The following is a 16,564-nucleotide window of genomic DNA, read 5'->3' on the forward strand; positions in this document are numbered from 1 at the left end:
ACTTAAACCGGACCTCCATACTGCTCTTCACGAACAATACGTGGAGTAATTTCGCGAGCCTCAATCGTAACCGGCTGATAGACAACGCGCTTTAACTCTGGGTCGTAACGCATTTCCACATTGCCGCTGATTGGGAAATCTTTTCTAAAAGGATGGCCAATAAAGCCATAGTCAGTAAGAATGCGACGCAAGTCATCATGACCGTCAAACAGAATGCCGTAAAGATCGAAAGCTTCACGCTCAAACCAATTGGCAGCAGCCCAAACTGGCGTTAGTGAAGCAACAACTGGGTAGGAATCGTCTGGAGCAAATACTCGAACACGTAAACGCCAGTTATGTTGTAAAGACAATAGATGACTTACAACGCCAAAGCGCAGACCGCTCCATGCTCCATCACGAAAATCTTGGTAATCGACACCGCATAAATCAATCAATTGCTCAAAAGCAAGCGAAGGATCATCACGTAACAACATTGCAGATTCAAAATAAGTATTCGCATTAACAACAACGGTGACTTCGCCCAATGCAACCTGAATGGATTTAGCGCGCTTACCTAAAACTTTTTCTAAGTTAGCTGCTAACTGAATTAAACGATCTGACATAACTTAAGCCTTCCTCGCAATCGTGCTCGTGCGAGCAATCTTAGATTGCAGCTGAATAATTCCGTAGATCAGCGCCTCTGCAGTTGGAGGGCAGCCAGGAACATAAATGTCCACTGGAACAATGCGGTCACAACCGCGAACCACTGAATATGAATTATGGTAATAGCCGCCACCATTGGCACAAGAACCCATGGAAATTACCCAGCGTGGTTCTGGCATTTGGTCGTAAACCTTGCGCAATGCAGGAGCCATCTTGTTGCATAGCGTGCCTGCAACAATCATCAAATCGGATTGACGTGGAGAAGGACGAAATACGACGCCAAATCGATCCAAGTCATAACGGGAGGCGCCTGCATGCATCATCTCAACAGCACAACAAGCCAGACCAAAGGTCATGGGCCATAAGGAGCCATTACGTGTCCAGTTAATTAGCTGATCAGCAGTGGTGGTTACAAAACCTTCTTTAAGTACGCCTTCTAATGCCATATCTATCACTCCCAGTCGAGAGCGCCCTTTTTCCAGATATATACAAATCCCACAATGAATTCCAAAAGGAAGATCACCATAGAGGCGTAGCCAAGCCATCCAATGTCGCGTAGTGCTACACCCCATGGAAATAGGAATGCAGTTTCTAAGTCAAACAAGATGAAGAGAATGGCGATTAAGTAGTAACGCACGTCAAACTTCATACGCGCATCTTCGAACGCTTCAAAACCACACTCATATGGAGAGAGTTTTTCAGCGTCAGGCTTTGAGGGAGCCAATATTTTTCCGAGGAACATGGGGACTAATCCCACCCCAATACCTACGAGGATAAAAAGCAGAACAGGAAAGTAATTAGCGAGATTCAAAATAGCCCTGATTCGTTTGTCTGGTAAATCCTAAAAACAACAAATTATTACTTATTCCACTACATAGGACATTGATTTAGAGCAAAAAAATGCATATCAATACCCATTATTGGTGCCGACGGCGAGACTCGAACTCGCACAGCCTAAGCCACTACCCCCTCAAGATAGCGTGTCTACCAATTTCACCACGTCGGCATCTTGCAAAACCCGTCAATTCTACTGCATTGCACAAGTGCACTACCCCAAAATCTGGACTAGAAAATCTGTAAAGCCCTACTTTTTTACTTAGGAACTGCTGGTTTGCTTGGGTCCTGTGCTGGGGCTACTGGAGCAGCTGACGTTGCTGCCGGCGCTACAGTTCCCGAGAGAACTCCAGGACTCACTTCCTTTTTGTTGCCAATCCAAGTAATACCTAATGTACAAATAAAGAAAACAGCTGCAAAAATGGCGGTTGCGTGAGACAGGAAATTAGCGGAACCGCTAGCGCCAAAGAGGCTGCCAGAAGAGCCGGAGCCAAAGGCTGCGCCCATATCAGCGCCTTTACCTTGCTGCAATAGCACCAATAGAATGACAGCCAAAGCTGAAATTACCTGCAATACGATCAATAAAGTCTTAAAAAATTCCACAACTTATCTCCAAATAAAAAATCTATGCCTGACAAATGGCTAAAAAGTCACGGGGATTCAACGATGCTCCCCCAACCAACCCACCATCAATATCTGGCATGGCAAACAATTCAACAGCATTGTCAGGCTTGACACTGCCGCCGTACAAAATTCCAACATGAGATGCAACATCTTCATTAAATTCCGCCAATTGCAAGCGAATAGCGTGATGCATATCTTGTGCAACCTGGGCGCTAGCAACTTTGCCTGTGCCGATTGCCCATACTGGCTCATAAGCAATTAAGCAGTCAGCGAGACGATCTTGCAAAACACCTACTTGCTTGGCAACCTGAGCACAAACAATCTCTTCAGCCCTACCTGAATTTCTTTCATCAGCAGTCTCACCCACACAAATTACCGGAGTCATGCCATTGTCTAATACCTCAAGGGCTTTAGCGGCTACAGACTCATCTACCTCTTGATGCATTTGACGACGCTCAGAGTGCCCAACAATGACATAAGTGCAGCCAAGCTCTTTGAGCATGGATGCTGCAACTTCACCGGTATAAGCGCCTGAACTATGGGCTGATGCATCTTGTGCACCCAGATTCAAAAAAGCTAATGAATGCTCTTTAATTAACTGTGCACATTGGGATAAATACGGAAATGGCGGACAGACCGCGAATTTACGTCCTGATGGCATACCACTCTCCATGCCACGAGCAACGGTCATGATCCAGTCTTGATTACTTGCAAGACTGCCATTCATTTTCCAGTTGCCGATAACGATGAGTGGTCGCATAGGGGTAATGAATATTTCTAAACAGTTAAAACAATTTTGCCAACGTGCTCAGATGACTCCATCAATGCATGAGCATCTGCTGCCTGATCTAGCGAAAACGTTTTATAGATGACTGGCTTTAGTTTGCCAGCGTTGAGCAAAGGCCAAACATTATCAAAAAGCTGTTTGGTAATTTGCTTCTTAAAAGAAACTGGGCGTGGACGTAGTGTTGAACCTGTAATCGTTAAGCGACGGCGCAGAATCTGATTGGTACTCACCTCTGCCTTTGATCCACCTTGGATTGCAATAATTACAATGCGACCATCATCGGCGAGACAGTCAATTTCTTTTTGCACGTAAGCACCAGTAACCATATCGAGAATGACATTGACGCCTTTGCCATCAGTGGCCTTCTTCACTTCCTCTACAAAGTCTTGCGTCTTGTAATTGATAGCGAGATCAGCACCCAGTGCTACACATGCAGCACATTTCTCATCCGTACCAGCAGTTACAAATACTTTATGACCTAAGGCTTTAGCGATCAGAATTGCAGTCACGCCGATGCCACTGGAGCCACCTTGAACTAATAATGTTTCGCCTTCGGCCAATTGACCGCGCATGAACACATTGCTCCATACGGTATAAAACGTTTCAGGCAAGGCTGCTGCTTCTTGATCAGTAAACCCCTTGGGGTAAGGCAAGCACTGCGCTACAGGCGCAGTACATAAGTCAGCGTAACCGCCACCTTGAACGAGTGCACAGACCTTATCGCCCACCTTTAAGCCAAACACGTTATCAGCATGAGCCAAATCACCGCCAACGATTTCACCGGCAACTTCAAGACCAGGAATATCAGATGCGCCAGCTGGAACTGGGTAATGCCCCTTGCGCTGCAAAACGTCAGGTCGATTAATTCCAGCTGCCAGAACTTTGATCAAAATTTCGCCAGTCCCAGCGGCGGGAGCCGCTGGATCAGGACGAGTAGTTGGCACCAGCATTTCTGGGGCACCAAATTCCTTAATTTCAATAACGCGCATAAATACTCCTGCCGATAATTGCTTAAGCTGTTTCGCCAGATGCGGGAGTTGCCTCAACAGCAACTTCAGCAGCGCCAGCTAAAGGGGCAATCGTGCCACCTTCATCAGCCATTGCAGCCTTCAATGACAAACGTAAACGACCACGCTCGTCAGCAGCCAACAATTTCACGCGAACCACTTGGCCTTCTGCCAAATAATCTTTTACCTCTTTTACACGCTCATTAGAAATCTCAGAGATGTGCAAGAGACCATCTTTACCAGGAAGAATATTGACCAAAGCGCCAAACTCGAGCAACTTCACAACTGGGCCTTCGTAGATCTTGCCTACTTCAGCTTCAGCAGTGATGCCTTCGATACGTGCTTTTGCTTCAGCCATACCTTCAGCAGAAGTAGAAGCAATCGTTACGGTACCGTCATCCTTAATGTCGATGCTGCAACCAGTTTCTTTGGTCAAGGCCTGGATAGTTGCACCACCCTTGCCAATAACTTCACGAATCTTGTCTGGATGAATCTTGAAAGAAACCATACGTGGAGCATGAGCTGACAATTCTGTACGAACTGAACCCATTGCTTCTTGCATTTTGCTCAAGATATGCAAACGACCTTCTTTAGCTTGCGCTAAAGCAACTTGCATAATTTCTTTAGTAATACCTTGAACTTTAATATCCATCTGGAGCGCAGTAATACCGTTAGCTGTACCTGCTACCTTGAAGTCCATATCGCCCAGGTGATCTTCGTCACCCAAGATGTCAGTCAAGACAGCAAAACGATTACCGTCGAGGATCAAGCCCATTGCAACACCAGCAACGTGTGCCTTAACTGGAACACCAGCGTCCATCATTGCCAAACAGCCACCGCAAACAGAAGCCATTGAAGATGAGCCGTTGGACTCAGTAATTTCTGAAACCACACGGATGCTGTATGCAAAATCTTCTGCACTTGGCAATACTGGAATCAACGCGCGCTTGGCCAAACGACCATGACCGATTTCACGACGCTTTGGGCTACCTACACGACCTGTTTCGCCAGTAGCGAAAGGAGGCATGTTGTAGTGGAACATAAAACGATCGCGGTATTCACCTTCAAGCGCATCAATAATTTGCTCATCACGTGCAGTACCTAAAGTAGCAACAACAAGAGCCTGCGTCTCACCACGGGTAAACAATGCTGAACCGTGTGTACGTGGCAATACGCCATTACGAATCTCGATTGGGCGAACAGTGCGTGTATCACGACCATCAATACGTGGCTCGCCATTCAAAATCTGACTACGAACAATCTTCGCTTCGATTTCAAACAAGATGTCGTTAACAGCAACCGCATCAACATCACCCTCTTCTTGCAACTTAGCAACTACTGTTTTTGTAATCTCTTTCAGCTTGTCTGAACGAGCGCCTTTTTGACGAATCTGATAAGCCTCACGCAATGGCGCTTCAGCCAAAGCAGTAACCTTAGCAATAAATGGCTCATCTTTAGGAGCAGCAGTCCAATCCCACTCTGGCTTGCCAGCCTCAGAAACCAATTCATTAATTGCATTGATTGCTGTTTGCATTTGGTCATGACCGTATACAACTGCTCCCAACATGATTTCTTCAGAAAGTTGATTCGCTTCAGACTCAACCATCAATACAGCAGCTTGCGTACCGGCAACAATCAAATCCATTTCGCTAGTAGCTTGCTCCGTACGAGTTGGGTTTAATAAATATTGACCATTAGCGTAACCAACACGTGCTGCGCCAACTGGACCAGCAAATGGGATGCCTGAAATAGCCAATGCTGCAGATGCAGCGATCAAAGCAGGAATATCAGAAGGAACATCAGGGTTGATGGACAACACATGTACCACTACTTGAACTTCGTTCAAGAAGCCTTCTGGGAACAGTGGGCGTAATGGGCGATCGATCAAACGGGAGATCAATGTCTCGCCTTCTGATGGACGGCCTTCACGACGGAAGAAACCACCAGGAATCTTACCTGCGGCGTATGTTTTTTCTAGGTAATCAACAGTCAGCGGGAAAAAAGACTGACCTGGCTTTGCAGACTTAGACGCAACCACTGTACCCATGACCACTGTGTCATCTACGTTAATAATAACGGCACCACCTGATTGACGAGCGATCTCGCCTGTTTCCATTGTTACCTGATGATTGCCCCATTGAAAACTTTTTACTGCTTTTTTAAACATTGTCATTCTGATCTTCTCCAAATTGTTCACGTAAGGCTCACATGAGCATTACGCTTGTCGTGGGATAAAGCAGTGTCACGACAACACTGGAGCGATTTAAGATCACAAGGGATGCCATTCCAGGGAGACTCTGAATCAACTTTCAGAAGCTCATTGGAATGACACAATCCCCTACACAAATAATCTTGAAGCGCCCAAAAAACATGCCATCTGCTTAAGACTGATTCCGCGAAGAAACAGCCCTAAGAAAGATGGCATTGCATACCAATAAGAATTACTTACGGAGACCTAATTTCTCAATCAATGCGCGATAGCGATCCAAATCTTTGCCTTTGAGGTAATCCAAGAGGCGACGGCGACGTGAAACCATCTTCAACAAACCACGACGGCTGTGATGATCTTTAGCGTTAGCCTTGAAATGGGGGGTTAATTCATTGATGCGGGCTGTGAGCAATGAAACTTGAACTTCAGGGCTACCCGTATCGTTTGCGCTGCGCGCGTTTTCTTTGACGATTTCCGCCGTTTTAATATCAGCAACTGCCATTTTTAATACTCCTTACTTGCGAACACTTGAGCTTTCACCCAATCCGTGTCGTGCATGTTTAACAAAATAAAACCAAAAAAGCTTTACAAATCAAAGCCCTCGAATTGTATCAGAGCCGGCTGCTATTTACCGGATCACCCCATAGATGTTGTTATGCTGTAGGATAATATTTAGCTAAATAAATACTTTTCCCAATATAAATCAATAACTTACAGAATATGTCCTCACTATATCGCCCACTGATTACTTTTCTCTGCCTCGGATTTGGACTTTTCCAACCGGCCTATGCCCAATTTGGATCCTTTTTTGGGCAAGATAAAACGATTGCTGAGCAACGCCAAGACGTTTTGATTAAAAGCCAGGCAATTCTGAAACAACTTTATGAGGCGCAGCCAAAAGCGAAGGAGCTCATTGAAAAGTCAGTTGGCTATGCGACCTTCAGCAACTTCGGCATGAAAATTCTGATTGCAGGAGGTGGTAGTGGTAGTGGCGTTGTGATCAATAAAGCAAACAAAAAACCCATCTACATGAATATGGCTGAGGTTCAGGCTGGCCTGGGTCTTGGAATTAAGTCATTTCAGAACATTTTTGTCTTTGAAACTGAAGCAGCCATGAATGACTTTATTAATTCAGGCTGGACTTTTGGCGGCCAAGTCACTGCCGCTGCAAAATATGAAAAAGATGGCGGCGCGTACCAAGATGCAACCGTGGTTGCTCCTGGAGTTTTAATGTATCAACTGACAGACTCCGGCCTAGCCGCTGAAATCACCGGCAAAGGCACCAAGTACTATAAAAATACTGACTTGAATAAGTAAATCTCTTTGCAGATGACCCAATAATTAAGGAGTCATCTGTGCATTGAGCTTAGCCTGGCTCGGATCATGCAACTTATTTAAAGCAGATAAATAAGCTTTTGCTGAAGCGGCAATGATGTCTGGGTCAGTACCCACGCCATTCACAATACGACCGCCTTTTGCCAAGCGTACAGTAACCTCACCTTGAGATTGCGTTCCCGAGGTAATGGCATTGACTGAGTAGAGCAACTGCTCCGCCCCACTCTTGGCAATTTCTTCAATCGCATTCAAGCTCGCATCTACCGGGCCATTACCCTCCGCCTCTGAACTCATCTCCTTATCGCCCATGCGGAATGTCACGCGAGATTTGGGACGCTCACCAGTTTCAGAATGCTGACTTAAAGAAATAAATTTATAGTGCTCACCCTCTTCTGCTGCAGCAGAATCAGACATGATGGCAATAATATCTTCATCAAAAATCTCAGACTTTTGGTCAGCTAACGCTTTAAATCTAGTGAAGGCTTCGTTTAAATCAGCCTCAGCTTCAACAGTGATGCCTAATTCTTGCAAGCGCTGTTTAAAGGCATTGCGGCCAGATAATTTACCCAAAACAATCTTATTGGCAGACCAGCCCACATCTTCAGCCCGCATGATTTCATAGGTGTCGCGGTTCTTCAAAATACCATCTTGATGAATGCCTGAGGTATGTGCAAAGGCATTAGCGCCAACAACCGCTTTGTTAGGCTGAACTACAAAGCCTGTGATCTGAGAGACTAATTTGGAAGCGGGAACAATTTGCGTTGCATCAATGCCGCACACCAAATCGAAATAGTCTTTGCGAGTGCGCAAAGCCATCACAATCTCTTCCAAAGCGGTATTGCCTGCACGCTCGCCTAAGCCATTAATGGTGCATTCAATTTGACGTGCTCCACCAATCTTCACACCTGCCAAGGAATTGGCAACAGCCATACCTAAGTCGTTATGACAATGCACTGACCATACCGCTTTATCAGAGTTGGGAACACGAGTTCGCAAGGTTTTAATGAACTCGCCATACAACTCAGGGGTTGCATAACCAACGGTATCGGGGATATTAATAGTAGAGGCACCTTCATTAATAACCGCCTCAACTACTCTGCATAAGAAATCCATTTCTGAGCGATAACCATCTTCAGCGGAAAACTCAATATCTTCAGCTAAGTTACGCGCAAAACGGATGGAGCGTTTAGCCTGCTCCAAAACTTCTTCTGGAGACATGCGTAATTTCACGGCCATATGCAATGGACTTGTCGCCAAGAATGCATGAATACGTTTGGCGTTTGCCGCTTGTAAAGCATCGGCCGCTCGCGTGATGTCTTTGTCATTCGCCCTGGCTAATGAGCAAATAATAGAATCCTTAACGGCAGCAGCAACTGCAGATATTGCTTGGAAGTCGCCTTCAGAGCTGGCGGCAAAACCCGCCTCGATAACATCCACCTTAAGACGCTCTAACTGACGCGCAATGCGTACTTTTTCGTCTTTAGTCATGGATGCACCAGGCGATTGTTCGCCATCACGCAAGGTGGTGTCAAAAATGATTACTTTGTCGCTCATCACTACTCTCCGGTTTTAAATACTTCTGAACTGCTTCAGACAACTCAATCTTATATAAACAAAAACCCCAGCAATTAGCTGGGGCTGGTATGTGGTGGCTAATGAATCTTCTTTATCTCATTAACTCAGGCCTTACCCGCCCCAAGCTTTAGGCTTAGTGCTAGCAGAAGGAGGCCAGTTAAAGGTGAGAAATTCATCAACATAGAATTAATATACTCCAAAAATGGCAGATTAGCTAAAACGCTTGCCGCTCAGTCTTTCCCAAGCCCAGATTACATAGCCAGAGATGGAGTACACCACGAATAAACCAAATAGGGTTAAGGGCGGGTTAGAGGAGATTAAGACAAAGGTCAAGATCATTAAAACCATCACGCCAAACGGCACTCGATAACGGACATCCAAAGCCTTCCCACTGTAAAAGCGGGCATTTGAGACCATGGTGAGTCCAGCATAGACGGCAATAAAGAAGGTGACCCAAGGGATAGCTGTATCGCGAACCGGAATCTTATTGTCATCTGCCAACCAAATAAAGCCAGCCATTAAAGCACCTGCAGCAGGACTCGGAAGGCCTTGAAAAAACTTCTTGTCTACTATCCCAGTATTTACGTTAAAGCGGGCCAAACGCAAGGCAGCACCAGCACAATAAGTAAAGGCTGCTAGCCAGCCCCACTTACCCAAATCTTTTAAAGCCCACTCATAAGCTACCAATGCAGGCGCAACCCCAAATGAGACCATATCAGCAAGAGAATCGTATTGCTCGCCAAACGCGCTCTGAGTATTGGTCATACGCGCCACACGGCCGTCCATACCGTCAAGAACCATTGAGGCAAAAATCGCAATTGCTGCAATCTCGAACTGATGGTTCATTGCGTTAACAATGGCATAGAAGCCGCAAAATAAAGCGGCTGTTGTAAAAGCGTTTGGAAGAAGGTAAATACCCTTGCTACGCAAGCGGGGCTTTTCTGGATGCAGCTCTTCTACTTCGTAATCAATACCATCACCCAAGTCTTCAGCCCACTGATTTTCTGAAGAGATTGTCCGTCTGCTCGAGAGACGGCTTCGGTCGATACGACCGCGACGGCGAAATGTAGTCAAAAAATATCCTAGTGAATAAAATTTCGAATCAATCCAAACCAGGCAAACGCGCCAAGGCTGTATTTGTTGCAAATACTTTATCGCCAACGCTCACCAGAGGTTCTGCGGTCAATGGTAAATAGACATCCACCCTCGAACCAAAACGAATAAATCCATAGCGCTCTCCCGCTTTAAGGCGATCACCAACATGGATGTAGCAAAGAATACGGCGGGCAATTAAACCGGCGACCTGCACCAAAGTAACCACCTGACCATTCGCATCAATTACAACGGCATTACGCTCGTTCTCGGTAGATGCCTTATCTAAATCTGCATTCACAAACTTACCAGGGAAGTATTGAATCTCCTTCACCAAGCCATTTACAGCACTACGGTTAGAGTGCACATTAAATACATTCATGAATACGCTGATTTTGAGTGCTTCACGACCAGCATACGGATCATTAGCTTTTTCTACAACAACGATGCGACCATCTGCCGGGGATAAAACCAAATCGCGCCCCATAGCAGGAATGCGCTGTGGGTCACGAAAGAACTGCAGAACAAAGAAAAAAATGATCCAAAGAGGCCATGACCAGGCTATGCCGCCTAGATAGTGAACCAGCAAAGTCACCGCCCCCACTAACGCTAAATACGGCCAACCTTCTTTCGCAATAATGGGGTGTGGATACATCATCTTTGTTCTGAGCCTTTTAATGAACTGCTATTGGTAAATGCTTAGCTTTTAGCTTAGTTCTTAGTCTGGTCAACTAACTTGTTCTTAGCAATCCAAGGCATCATGGCGCGTAATTTAGCACCAACTACTTCGATGTCATGTTCTGCGTTCAAACGACGACGTGAAATCAAAGTAGGCGCGCCTGCTTTGTTTTCCAAGATAAAGCTCTTTGCATATTCACCAGTCTGAATATCTTTCAAGCACTGACGCATTGCGTTCTTAGTATCTTCAGTAACGACGCGTGGACCAGTGACATACTCACCGTATTCAGCATTGTTAGAGATAGAGTAGTTCATGTTGGCAATACCACCTTCGTAGATCAAGTCAACGATCAACTTGAGCTCATGCAAGCACTCGAAGTAAGCCATTTCAGGAGCATATCCAGCTTCAACTAAAGTTTCAAAGCCAGCTTTGATCAACTCAACTGCGCCGCCACAAAGAACAGCCTGCTCACCGAACAAGTCAGTTTCAGTTTCTTCGCGGAAGTTAGTCTCAATGATGCCAGCACGACCGCCGCCGTTCGCAGTTGCGTATGACAAAGCAACATCACGAGCAGAGCCAGACTTATCTTGATAAACAGCGATCAAATGAGGAACACCGCCACCTTGAGCGTATGTGCCGCGAACTGTATGACCAGGAGCTTTAGGGGCAATCATGATCACATCTAAGTCAGCACGTGGCTGCACTTGACCGTAGTGAACGTTAAATCCATGAGCAAACGCCAAAGCAGCGCCTTGTTTGATATTGCCATGAACTTCTTTGCTGTAAACATCAGCAATTTGCTCATCGGGCAAGAGCATCATTACCACGTCTGCGTCTTTAACTGCTTCACCAACTTCTTTTACTGTCAAGCCAGCATTCGCAGCCTTGCTCCAGGAAGCGCCATCTTTACGCAAACCAACAGTAACGTTACAGCCTGAATCCTTTAGATTCAATGCGTGTGCGTGACCTTGTGAACCATAACCAATGATGGTGACTTTCTTGCCCTTGATGAGGGACAAATCAGCGTCTTTATCGTAAAAAACTTTCATGCTCTTTCCTTGTATTGAAAATGTAATTAATGCAGTAATCAGTTAAAAAAAATTAAACCTTGAGGATGCGTTCACCGCGACCAATTCCAGAGCCACCCGAACGGACGGTTTCCAAAATCGATGCACGATCGATCGAATCAATAAAGGCATCCAACTTGGCACCATCGCCTGTTAACTCGATGGTGTAACTCTTGTCAGTCACATCAATAATGCGACCACGGAAGATATCGGTAGTACGTTTGAGTTCTTCACGTTCTTTGCCTACCGCACGCACCTTAATCATCATGAGCTCGCGCTCAATATGCGGACCTTCACTTAAATCAAATACCTTAACCACCTCAACCAAACGGTTTAAGTGCTTGGTAATTTGCTCAATGACATCATCAGAACCAAAAGTGACGATCGTCATGCGAGATAAAGAGGGGTCTTCAGTAGGCGCAACACTCAAAGTATCAATGTTGTAACCACGCGCAGAAAATAAACCCACTACACGCGATAAGGCGCCCGGCTCGTTCTCAATAAGTACAGAAATAATGTGTCGCATTAGAGATCCTCGCTACCCAAAAGCATTTCAGTAATACCCTTGCCTGCTTGGACCATAGGCCAAACGTTTTCCTCTGGGTCAGTCTGGAAATCCATAAACACCGTACGATCTTTTAAGCGAATTGCTTCTTTTAGCGCGCCCTCAACATCGGATTTTTTCTCAATACGCATACCAACGTGACCGTATGCCTCTGCTAACTTCACAAAGTCAGGCAAAGAATCCATGTATGAGCTGGAATAACGTTTGTTATAGGTAAGCTCTTGCCACTGGCGAACCATACCTAGATAACGGTTATTCAAAGACACAATCTTCACAGGAGTGTTGTATTGCTTACAGGTAGAAAGCTCCTGAATACACATCTGAATTGAGCCTTCGCCAGTAATAGCAAATACATCCTTCTCAGGAAACGCTTTCTTGATACCCATGGCATAAGGTAAACCTACGCCCATAGTACCCAGGCCACCTGAGTTAATCCAACGACGTGGCTGATCAAACTTGTAGAACTGAGCAGCCCACATTTGATGCTGACCAACGTCAGATGTGATGAATGCATCACCACCAGTGAGCTCCCACAACTTTTGAACCACGTACTGTGGCTTCACAATTTGAGAGGCTTCGTCGTATTTCAAGCAATCTTTTTTGCGCCACTCATTAATCTGATCCCACCAAGCAGCAACTTTGTCGCCATTCTTACGTGGACCAGCGGCTTTCAATTGCGCAGTCATCTCTACCAATACTTCTTTGAGATTGCCAACAATCGGAACATCCACCTTCACACGCTTAGAGATAACTGAAGGATCGATATCAATATGGATGATCTTGCGTGGGTGACTTGCAAAGTGTTGCGTGTTGCCAATGACGCGGTCATCAAAACGCGCACCAATAGCAATCAACACGTCACTGTGCTGCATTGCCATATTGGCTTCGTAGGTTCCGTGCATACCAAGCATGCCCAAGAACTGAGGACTTGTTCCGGGGAAACCGCCCAAGCCCATCAAGGTATTGGTAACGGGATAGCCCAGTAGGTCAGCAAACTCCTTAAGCTCAGGAGCGGCATCCGACAGAATCACGCCACCACCGGTATAGATGTATGGACGCTCTGCCTCTTGCAATAACGCTACAGCTTTACGAATCTGACCGCTATGCCCCTTTACAACAGGGTTGTAAGAGCGCATTTCCAAAGTCTCTGGATAAACAAATGGCCCTTTAGCAGCAGATACGTCTTTAGGAATATCAATCAACACAGGACCAGGACGTCCTGTCTGCGCAATATGGAAAGCCTTCTTCAATACCAACGGAAGATCTTTCACATCTTTTACTAAGAAGTTGTGCTTCACCACCGGACGCGTGATGCCAACGGTATCTGCCTCCTGGAAAGCATCTTCACCAATCGCGTAAGTTGGAACATTACCGCTGATGATCACCAACGGGATGGAGTCGGTATAAGCAGTTGCGATACCGGTCACCGCATTGGTAACGCCAGGACCAGAGGTAACTAACGCAACACCAACCTTACCGGTTGCGCGCGCGTAACCATCAGCAGCATGAACTGCTGCTTGCTCATGGCGAACCAGAATATGTTCAAACTTATCTTGTTTAAAAATTTCATCGTAGATAAAGAGCACGGATCCGCCTGGGTAACCCCAGACAAATTCAACGCCCTCTTTGTGCAGTGCATGCACGAGCATTTCAGCACCAATCATTTCTGGAGGGGCTTCTACGAGATTTGTATTTGTTGAGTCTTTGTTAGCTTTAGTAGCTAAAAATTCGGCGCTGCTTGTATTCATTTTCTTTCGTCCTTTGCAATTTTCGGCAAAAAATTGTTTGGTCTGTTCTATCCCTTGCTTTTGGCCTGAGTTCGAACGGCGCTGCTACCGGAAAAAACCACTTCTTGAATGAGATTCTAGGTAGTAAGCCCTACATTCTATAACAATCCCCTAAAATGGCTGAATTCTTACAGATTCAGGTCTAATCCATTGCATGGCATCAGCCCAAGAACTATCTGACTTTCTGAGTAGCGTCGAGCAGCGTGCTTTCAAGCAAGCGGTTTATGCCGTGCGTGATGACGATGCTGCGATGGATATTGTGCAAGATGCCATGATTAAATTAGCCGAAAAATATGGTGATAGGCCTGCCGGTGAACTACCCCTGGTATTCACCAGAATTCTGCAAAACCGCATTCATGATTGGTTTAGACGCCAAAAGGTCAGAAATACCTGGGTCACCCTGTTTTCCAATATGGGCAAAAAGACCGATGAAGGCGATGATTTTGACCCTTTGGAGTCACTTTCAGCCCCCGATGACAGTGAAATTCACCAGGATGGGGCTCAGAAGCTAGAAAAAAGTCAGCTTTTACAGGCTTTGGAGTCAGAAATATCTAAATTACCTGTACGTCAACGAGAAGCCTTCCTGATGCGTTATTGGGATGAGCTAAGCATTACCGAGACGGCCAAGGCTATGAGTTGTAGTGAAGGTAGCGTCAAAACCCACTGCTCTAGAGCCACCCAATCTTTAGCTAAAGCATTGAAATTAAAAGGAATTACGCTGTGAAACACTTTGATGACCAATTTACCCAGTCTCAAGTCGACCAATTTGGCCAGGCTAGCGCTGCCCTGCTCCGTCAAAGCACTCAAACCATTCCTCAAAATATTAAGGATCGGCTTTATGCAGCTCGTATGAAAGCCCTTTCTGTCAGAAAACCTGAAAAAGTACGTCTTCAGAAACATGTTTTGGCTGGCCCATCACGTAATTGGACCTCTGGATCCAATGGTCTCTGGGATACCATTGGTTGGATTGCACCCTTAGTGGTTCTCGTTTTTGGTCTCATAGGTATTGCTCAGTGGCAAGATGACTCTCGGATCAATGACATCGCCGAAGTGGATGCCGCCCTCTTGTCCGATGATGTACCTCCTGATGCATATGCAGATAGCGGATTCATGGCCTTCCTTAAAAATGGCCCTCTCTCCGAATCTGATAGCGCATCTGATTCTGTTCAAAGTAAATAATCTCGACCCACTTGATGTCACTAACAACTAGATCGCAAAAAACTTGCAGCCTAGTGCTCGTGGCATTTTTCTGTGCGACTCAAGCCGGTACATCACTAGCGCAAGGTACGCCCAGCGCCCCCCATGGAAAAGCCGCTGCCATTCCTGAAAAAAAACCAGACGGCACTTGGGAAGGCTTAAAGCCAACACAACAAAAGATTCTCGCGCCGCTAGAAAGCGACTGGGATTACATGCTGCCTGATAGTCGCAAAAAATGGATTCAGGTTGCCAACATCTACCCCAAGATGAGCGCACAAGATCAAGAGCGCCTTCAGTCTCGCATGACAAGCTGGTCCAATCTTTCGCAAAAGGATCGTCGCATTGCTAGAGAAAATTACCTCACCAGCCTGAAATTCCCTGCTGAGAAAAAGGCAGAGGCATGGTATGCCTACCAAAAGCTGAGCGATGATCAAAAGAAGAAACTAGCTGAATCAGAGGCGAAGAAAAAACCTACTGCCGCTAATGCCCCAACACTTCAGCAGCACCCTATTTCACCTAAAGCCGCTCTCCCCGCCGCCATCATCGCTCCGAGCGCTCCTGCGCCAGCAGAGGGCGCTGGATCCAATGCGGAAGCAAGCTCCCCTTATTAAGCGGTCTCATGACACCTGCTGAATTAAACGCATTACCATCACCCCAATTTTGGCGCCGCGTCTCTTGCTGCCTCTATGAGCAACTCGTATTACTTGGTGTCACCGCATTTACTTTTTTAGTTCCCAATCTTGGATTGGGAATACTATTTGGCATCTCATTACCTAGCTGGCTAACATTTTTATATCTCTACGCTGTGCTGGGGATTTATTTTGTTTGGTACTGGACAAAAGCTGGTCAAACACTGGCTATGCAAACCTGGCGCGTCCGCATTATTGGAGGCGGCGGTTTCAATCTCACTAAACAACAGGCTTTTTGGCGCTATGTCTACGGCTCCCTCTGGCTGATTCCTTGCGTTATATTGCAGTGGGCTTTTCATTTGGAGAAATGGCAAATCATTGAAATGCTATTTACCGTAGCACTGCTCATTTGGCCACTGAGCATTTACGTTGATCGTAGAAATTTACACTATCGACAAAGTCTTCCAGACCGATTGGCTGGTACACGGTTGGTTGAGTTACCCAAAAACCTCATTACACTAACTTAAGAACTGCG

19 protein-coding genes and 1 tRNA gene are annotated in these 16,564 nt (G+C 45.9%); 5 read left to right on the forward strand and 15 right to left on the reverse strand.

The annotated features are described in order from the left end of the window. Positions 1–2 precede the first annotated feature (2 nt). From ICN39_RS05520 to rpsO, 9 genes are all read right to left on the reverse strand, one after another. Positions 3–602, reverse strand: coding sequence for an NADH-quinone oxidoreductase subunit C (locus ICN39_RS05520; protein ID WP_216233063.1), 600 nt, complete (start codon positions 600–602; stop codon positions 3–5). 3 nt (positions 603–605) lie between these two features. Beyond that, positions 606–1,088 (reverse strand): NADH-quinone oxidoreductase subunit B family protein, encoded by a 483-nt coding sequence (locus ICN39_RS05525; RefSeq protein WP_011902891.1) that lies wholly within the window; start codon positions 1,086–1,088, stop codon positions 606–608. Between the two features lie 5 nt (positions 1,089–1,093). Further along, positions 1,094–1,453 (reverse strand): NADH-quinone oxidoreductase subunit A, encoded by a 360-nt coding sequence (locus ICN39_RS05530; protein WP_012357790.1) that lies wholly within the window; start codon positions 1,451–1,453, stop codon positions 1,094–1,096. A 110-nt stretch (positions 1,454–1,563) separates the two neighbouring features. Then, positions 1,564–1,648: transfer RNA gene (locus ICN39_RS05535), tRNA-Leu, on the reverse strand. A gap of 86 nt (positions 1,649–1,734) precedes the next feature. Next, positions 1,735–2,079: a preprotein translocase subunit SecG gene (gene secG, locus ICN39_RS05540; RefSeq protein ID WP_216233064.1), complete on the reverse strand. Its 345-nt coding sequence runs from the start codon at positions 2,077–2,079 to the stop codon at positions 1,735–1,737. Positions 2,080–2,101: 22 nt separating this feature from the next. Next, positions 2,102–2,860, reverse strand: coding sequence for a triose-phosphate isomerase (tpiA, locus tag ICN39_RS05545; protein ID WP_216233065.1), 759 nt, complete (start codon positions 2,858–2,860; stop codon positions 2,102–2,104). 17 nt (positions 2,861–2,877) lie between these two features. Next, positions 2,878–3,876: an NAD(P)H-quinone oxidoreductase gene (locus tag ICN39_RS05550; RefSeq protein ID WP_216233066.1), complete on the reverse strand. Its 999-nt coding sequence runs from the start codon at positions 3,874–3,876 to the stop codon at positions 2,878–2,880. Positions 3,877–3,898: 22 nt separating this feature from the next. Continuing rightward, on the reverse strand, positions 3,899–6,067 hold the full coding sequence (pnp, locus tag ICN39_RS05555) for a polyribonucleotide nucleotidyltransferase (RefSeq protein WP_216233067.1): 2,169 nt from the start codon (positions 6,065–6,067) through the stop codon (positions 3,899–3,901). A gap of 268 nt (positions 6,068–6,335) precedes the next feature. Continuing rightward, complete coding sequence (gene rpsO, locus ICN39_RS05560; RefSeq protein WP_068323724.1) at positions 6,336–6,605, reverse strand: 30S ribosomal protein S15; 270 nt, start codon at positions 6,603–6,605, stop codon at positions 6,336–6,338. 218 nt (positions 6,606–6,823) lie between these two features. On the opposite strand from rpsO, the gene ICN39_RS05565 reads away from it, so the two are divergent. Continuing rightward, the gene (locus ICN39_RS05565) at positions 6,824–7,420 is read left to right on the forward strand and encodes a YSC84-related protein (RefSeq protein WP_216233068.1); all 597 of its coding nucleotides are present in this window, start codon (positions 6,824–6,826) and stop codon (positions 7,418–7,420) included. 24 nt (positions 7,421–7,444) lie between these two features. On the opposite strand, the gene ICN39_RS05570 is transcribed toward ICN39_RS05565, so the two are convergent. The 6 genes from ICN39_RS05570 to ICN39_RS05595 form a co-directional block, all read right to left on the reverse strand. After that, positions 7,445–8,992: a 2-isopropylmalate synthase gene (locus ICN39_RS05570; RefSeq protein ID WP_216233069.1), complete on the reverse strand. Its 1,548-nt coding sequence runs from the start codon at positions 8,990–8,992 to the stop codon at positions 7,445–7,447. Between the two features lie 231 nt (positions 8,993–9,223). Next, on the reverse strand, positions 9,224–10,087 hold the full coding sequence (pssA, locus tag ICN39_RS05575; RefSeq protein WP_216233070.1) for a CDP-diacylglycerol--serine O-phosphatidyltransferase: 864 nt from the start codon (positions 10,085–10,087) through the stop codon (positions 9,224–9,226). 28 nt (positions 10,088–10,115) lie between these two features. Continuing rightward, on the reverse strand, positions 10,116–10,763 hold the full coding sequence (locus ICN39_RS05580) for a phosphatidylserine decarboxylase (protein ID WP_216233071.1): 648 nt from the start codon (positions 10,761–10,763) through the stop codon (positions 10,116–10,118). Between the two features lie 53 nt (positions 10,764–10,816). After that, positions 10,817–11,833, reverse strand: a complete 1,017-nt coding sequence (ilvC, locus tag ICN39_RS05585) for a ketol-acid reductoisomerase (RefSeq protein ID WP_046329933.1) — start codon at positions 11,831–11,833, stop codon at positions 10,817–10,819. A gap of 52 nt (positions 11,834–11,885) precedes the next feature. Further along, entirely contained in the window at positions 11,886–12,377 is a 492-nt protein-coding gene (ilvN, locus tag ICN39_RS05590) for an acetolactate synthase small subunit (protein WP_011902903.1), read from the reverse strand. Continuing rightward, on the reverse strand, positions 12,377–14,164 hold the full coding sequence (locus ICN39_RS05595) for an acetolactate synthase 3 catalytic subunit (protein WP_216233072.1): 1,788 nt from the start codon (positions 14,162–14,164) through the stop codon (positions 12,377–12,379). The genes ilvN and ICN39_RS05595 overlap by 1 nt, the downstream gene beginning before the upstream one ends. 193 nt (positions 14,165–14,357) lie before the next feature. On the opposite strand from ICN39_RS05595, the gene ICN39_RS05600 reads away from it, so the two are divergent. From ICN39_RS05600 to ICN39_RS05615, 4 genes are read left to right on the forward strand one after another with little or no spacing between them, the layout of a single operon-like run. Next, positions 14,358–14,927 carry an RNA polymerase sigma factor gene (locus ICN39_RS05600; protein WP_216233073.1) on the forward strand — a complete coding sequence of 190 codons (570 nt, stop codon included), beginning with the start codon at positions 14,358–14,360 and terminating at the stop codon, positions 14,925–14,927. Next, complete coding sequence (locus ICN39_RS05605) at positions 14,924–15,382, forward strand: DUF3619 family protein (protein WP_216233074.1); 459 nt, start codon at positions 14,924–14,926, stop codon at positions 15,380–15,382. Before ICN39_RS05600 ends, ICN39_RS05605 begins: the two co-directional genes overlap by 4 nt. A 53-nt stretch (positions 15,383–15,435) precedes the next feature. After that, the gene (locus tag ICN39_RS05610; RefSeq protein ID WP_370623692.1) at positions 15,436–16,011 is read left to right on the forward strand and encodes a DUF3106 domain-containing protein; all 576 of its coding nucleotides are present in this window, start codon (positions 15,436–15,438) and stop codon (positions 16,009–16,011) included. A gap of 8 nt (positions 16,012–16,019) precedes the next feature. After that, positions 16,020–16,556 carry an RDD family protein gene (locus tag ICN39_RS05615; protein WP_216233076.1) on the forward strand — a complete coding sequence of 179 codons (537 nt, stop codon included), beginning with the start codon at positions 16,020–16,022 and terminating at the stop codon, positions 16,554–16,556. Positions 16,557–16,564: the final 8 nt, after the last annotated feature.

The organism is Polynucleobacter sp. AP-Reno-20A-A9 (assembly GCF_018882085.1).
Taxonomy (GTDB): Bacteria; Pseudomonadota; Gammaproteobacteria; order Burkholderiales; family Burkholderiaceae; genus Polynucleobacter.

Coding starts and splice junctions, on each gene's coding strand:
- ICN39_RS05520 (WP_216233063.1), bottom strand. CDS start 602: ATGTCAGATCGTTTAATTCAGTTAGCAGCTAACTTAGAAAAAGTTTTA.
- ICN39_RS05525 (WP_011902891.1), bottom strand. CDS start 1,088: ATGGCATTAGAAGGCGTACTTAAAGAAGGTTTTGTAACCACCACTGCT.
- tpiA (WP_216233065.1), bottom strand. CDS start 2,860: ATGCGACCACTCATCGTTATCGGCAACTGGAAAATGAATGGCAGTCTT.
- ICN39_RS05550 (WP_216233066.1), bottom strand. CDS start 3,876: ATGCGCGTTATTGAAATTAAGGAATTTGGTGCCCCAGAAATGCTGGTG.
- pnp (WP_216233067.1), bottom strand. CDS start 6,067: ATGACAATGTTTAAAAAAGCAGTAAAAAGTTTTCAATGGGGCAATCAT.
- rpsO (WP_068323724.1), bottom strand. CDS start 6,605: ATGGCAGTTGCTGATATTAAAACGGCGGAAATCGTCAAAGAAAACGCG.
- ICN39_RS05565 (WP_216233068.1), top strand. CDS start 6,824: ATGTCCTCACTATATCGCCCACTGATTACTTTTCTCTGCCTCGGATTT.
- ICN39_RS05570 (WP_216233069.1), bottom strand. CDS start 8,992: ATGAGCGACAAAGTAATCATTTTTGACACCACCTTGCGTGATGGCGAA.
- ICN39_RS05580 (WP_216233071.1), bottom strand. CDS start 10,763: ATGATGTATCCACACCCCATTATTGCGAAAGAAGGTTGGCCGTATTTA.
- ilvC (WP_046329933.1), bottom strand. CDS start 11,833: ATGAAAGTTTTTTACGATAAAGACGCTGATTTGTCCCTCATCAAGGGC.
- ilvN (WP_011902903.1), bottom strand. CDS start 12,377: ATGCGACACATTATTTCTGTACTTATTGAGAACGAGCCGGGCGCCTTA.
- ICN39_RS05595 (WP_216233072.1), bottom strand. CDS start 14,164: ATGAATACAAGCAGCGCCGAATTTTTAGCTACTAAAGCTAACAAAGAC.
- ICN39_RS05600 (WP_216233073.1), top strand. CDS start 14,358: ATGGCATCAGCCCAAGAACTATCTGACTTTCTGAGTAGCGTCGAGCAG.
- ICN39_RS05615 (WP_216233076.1), top strand. CDS start 16,020: ATGACACCTGCTGAATTAAACGCATTACCATCACCCCAATTTTGGCGC.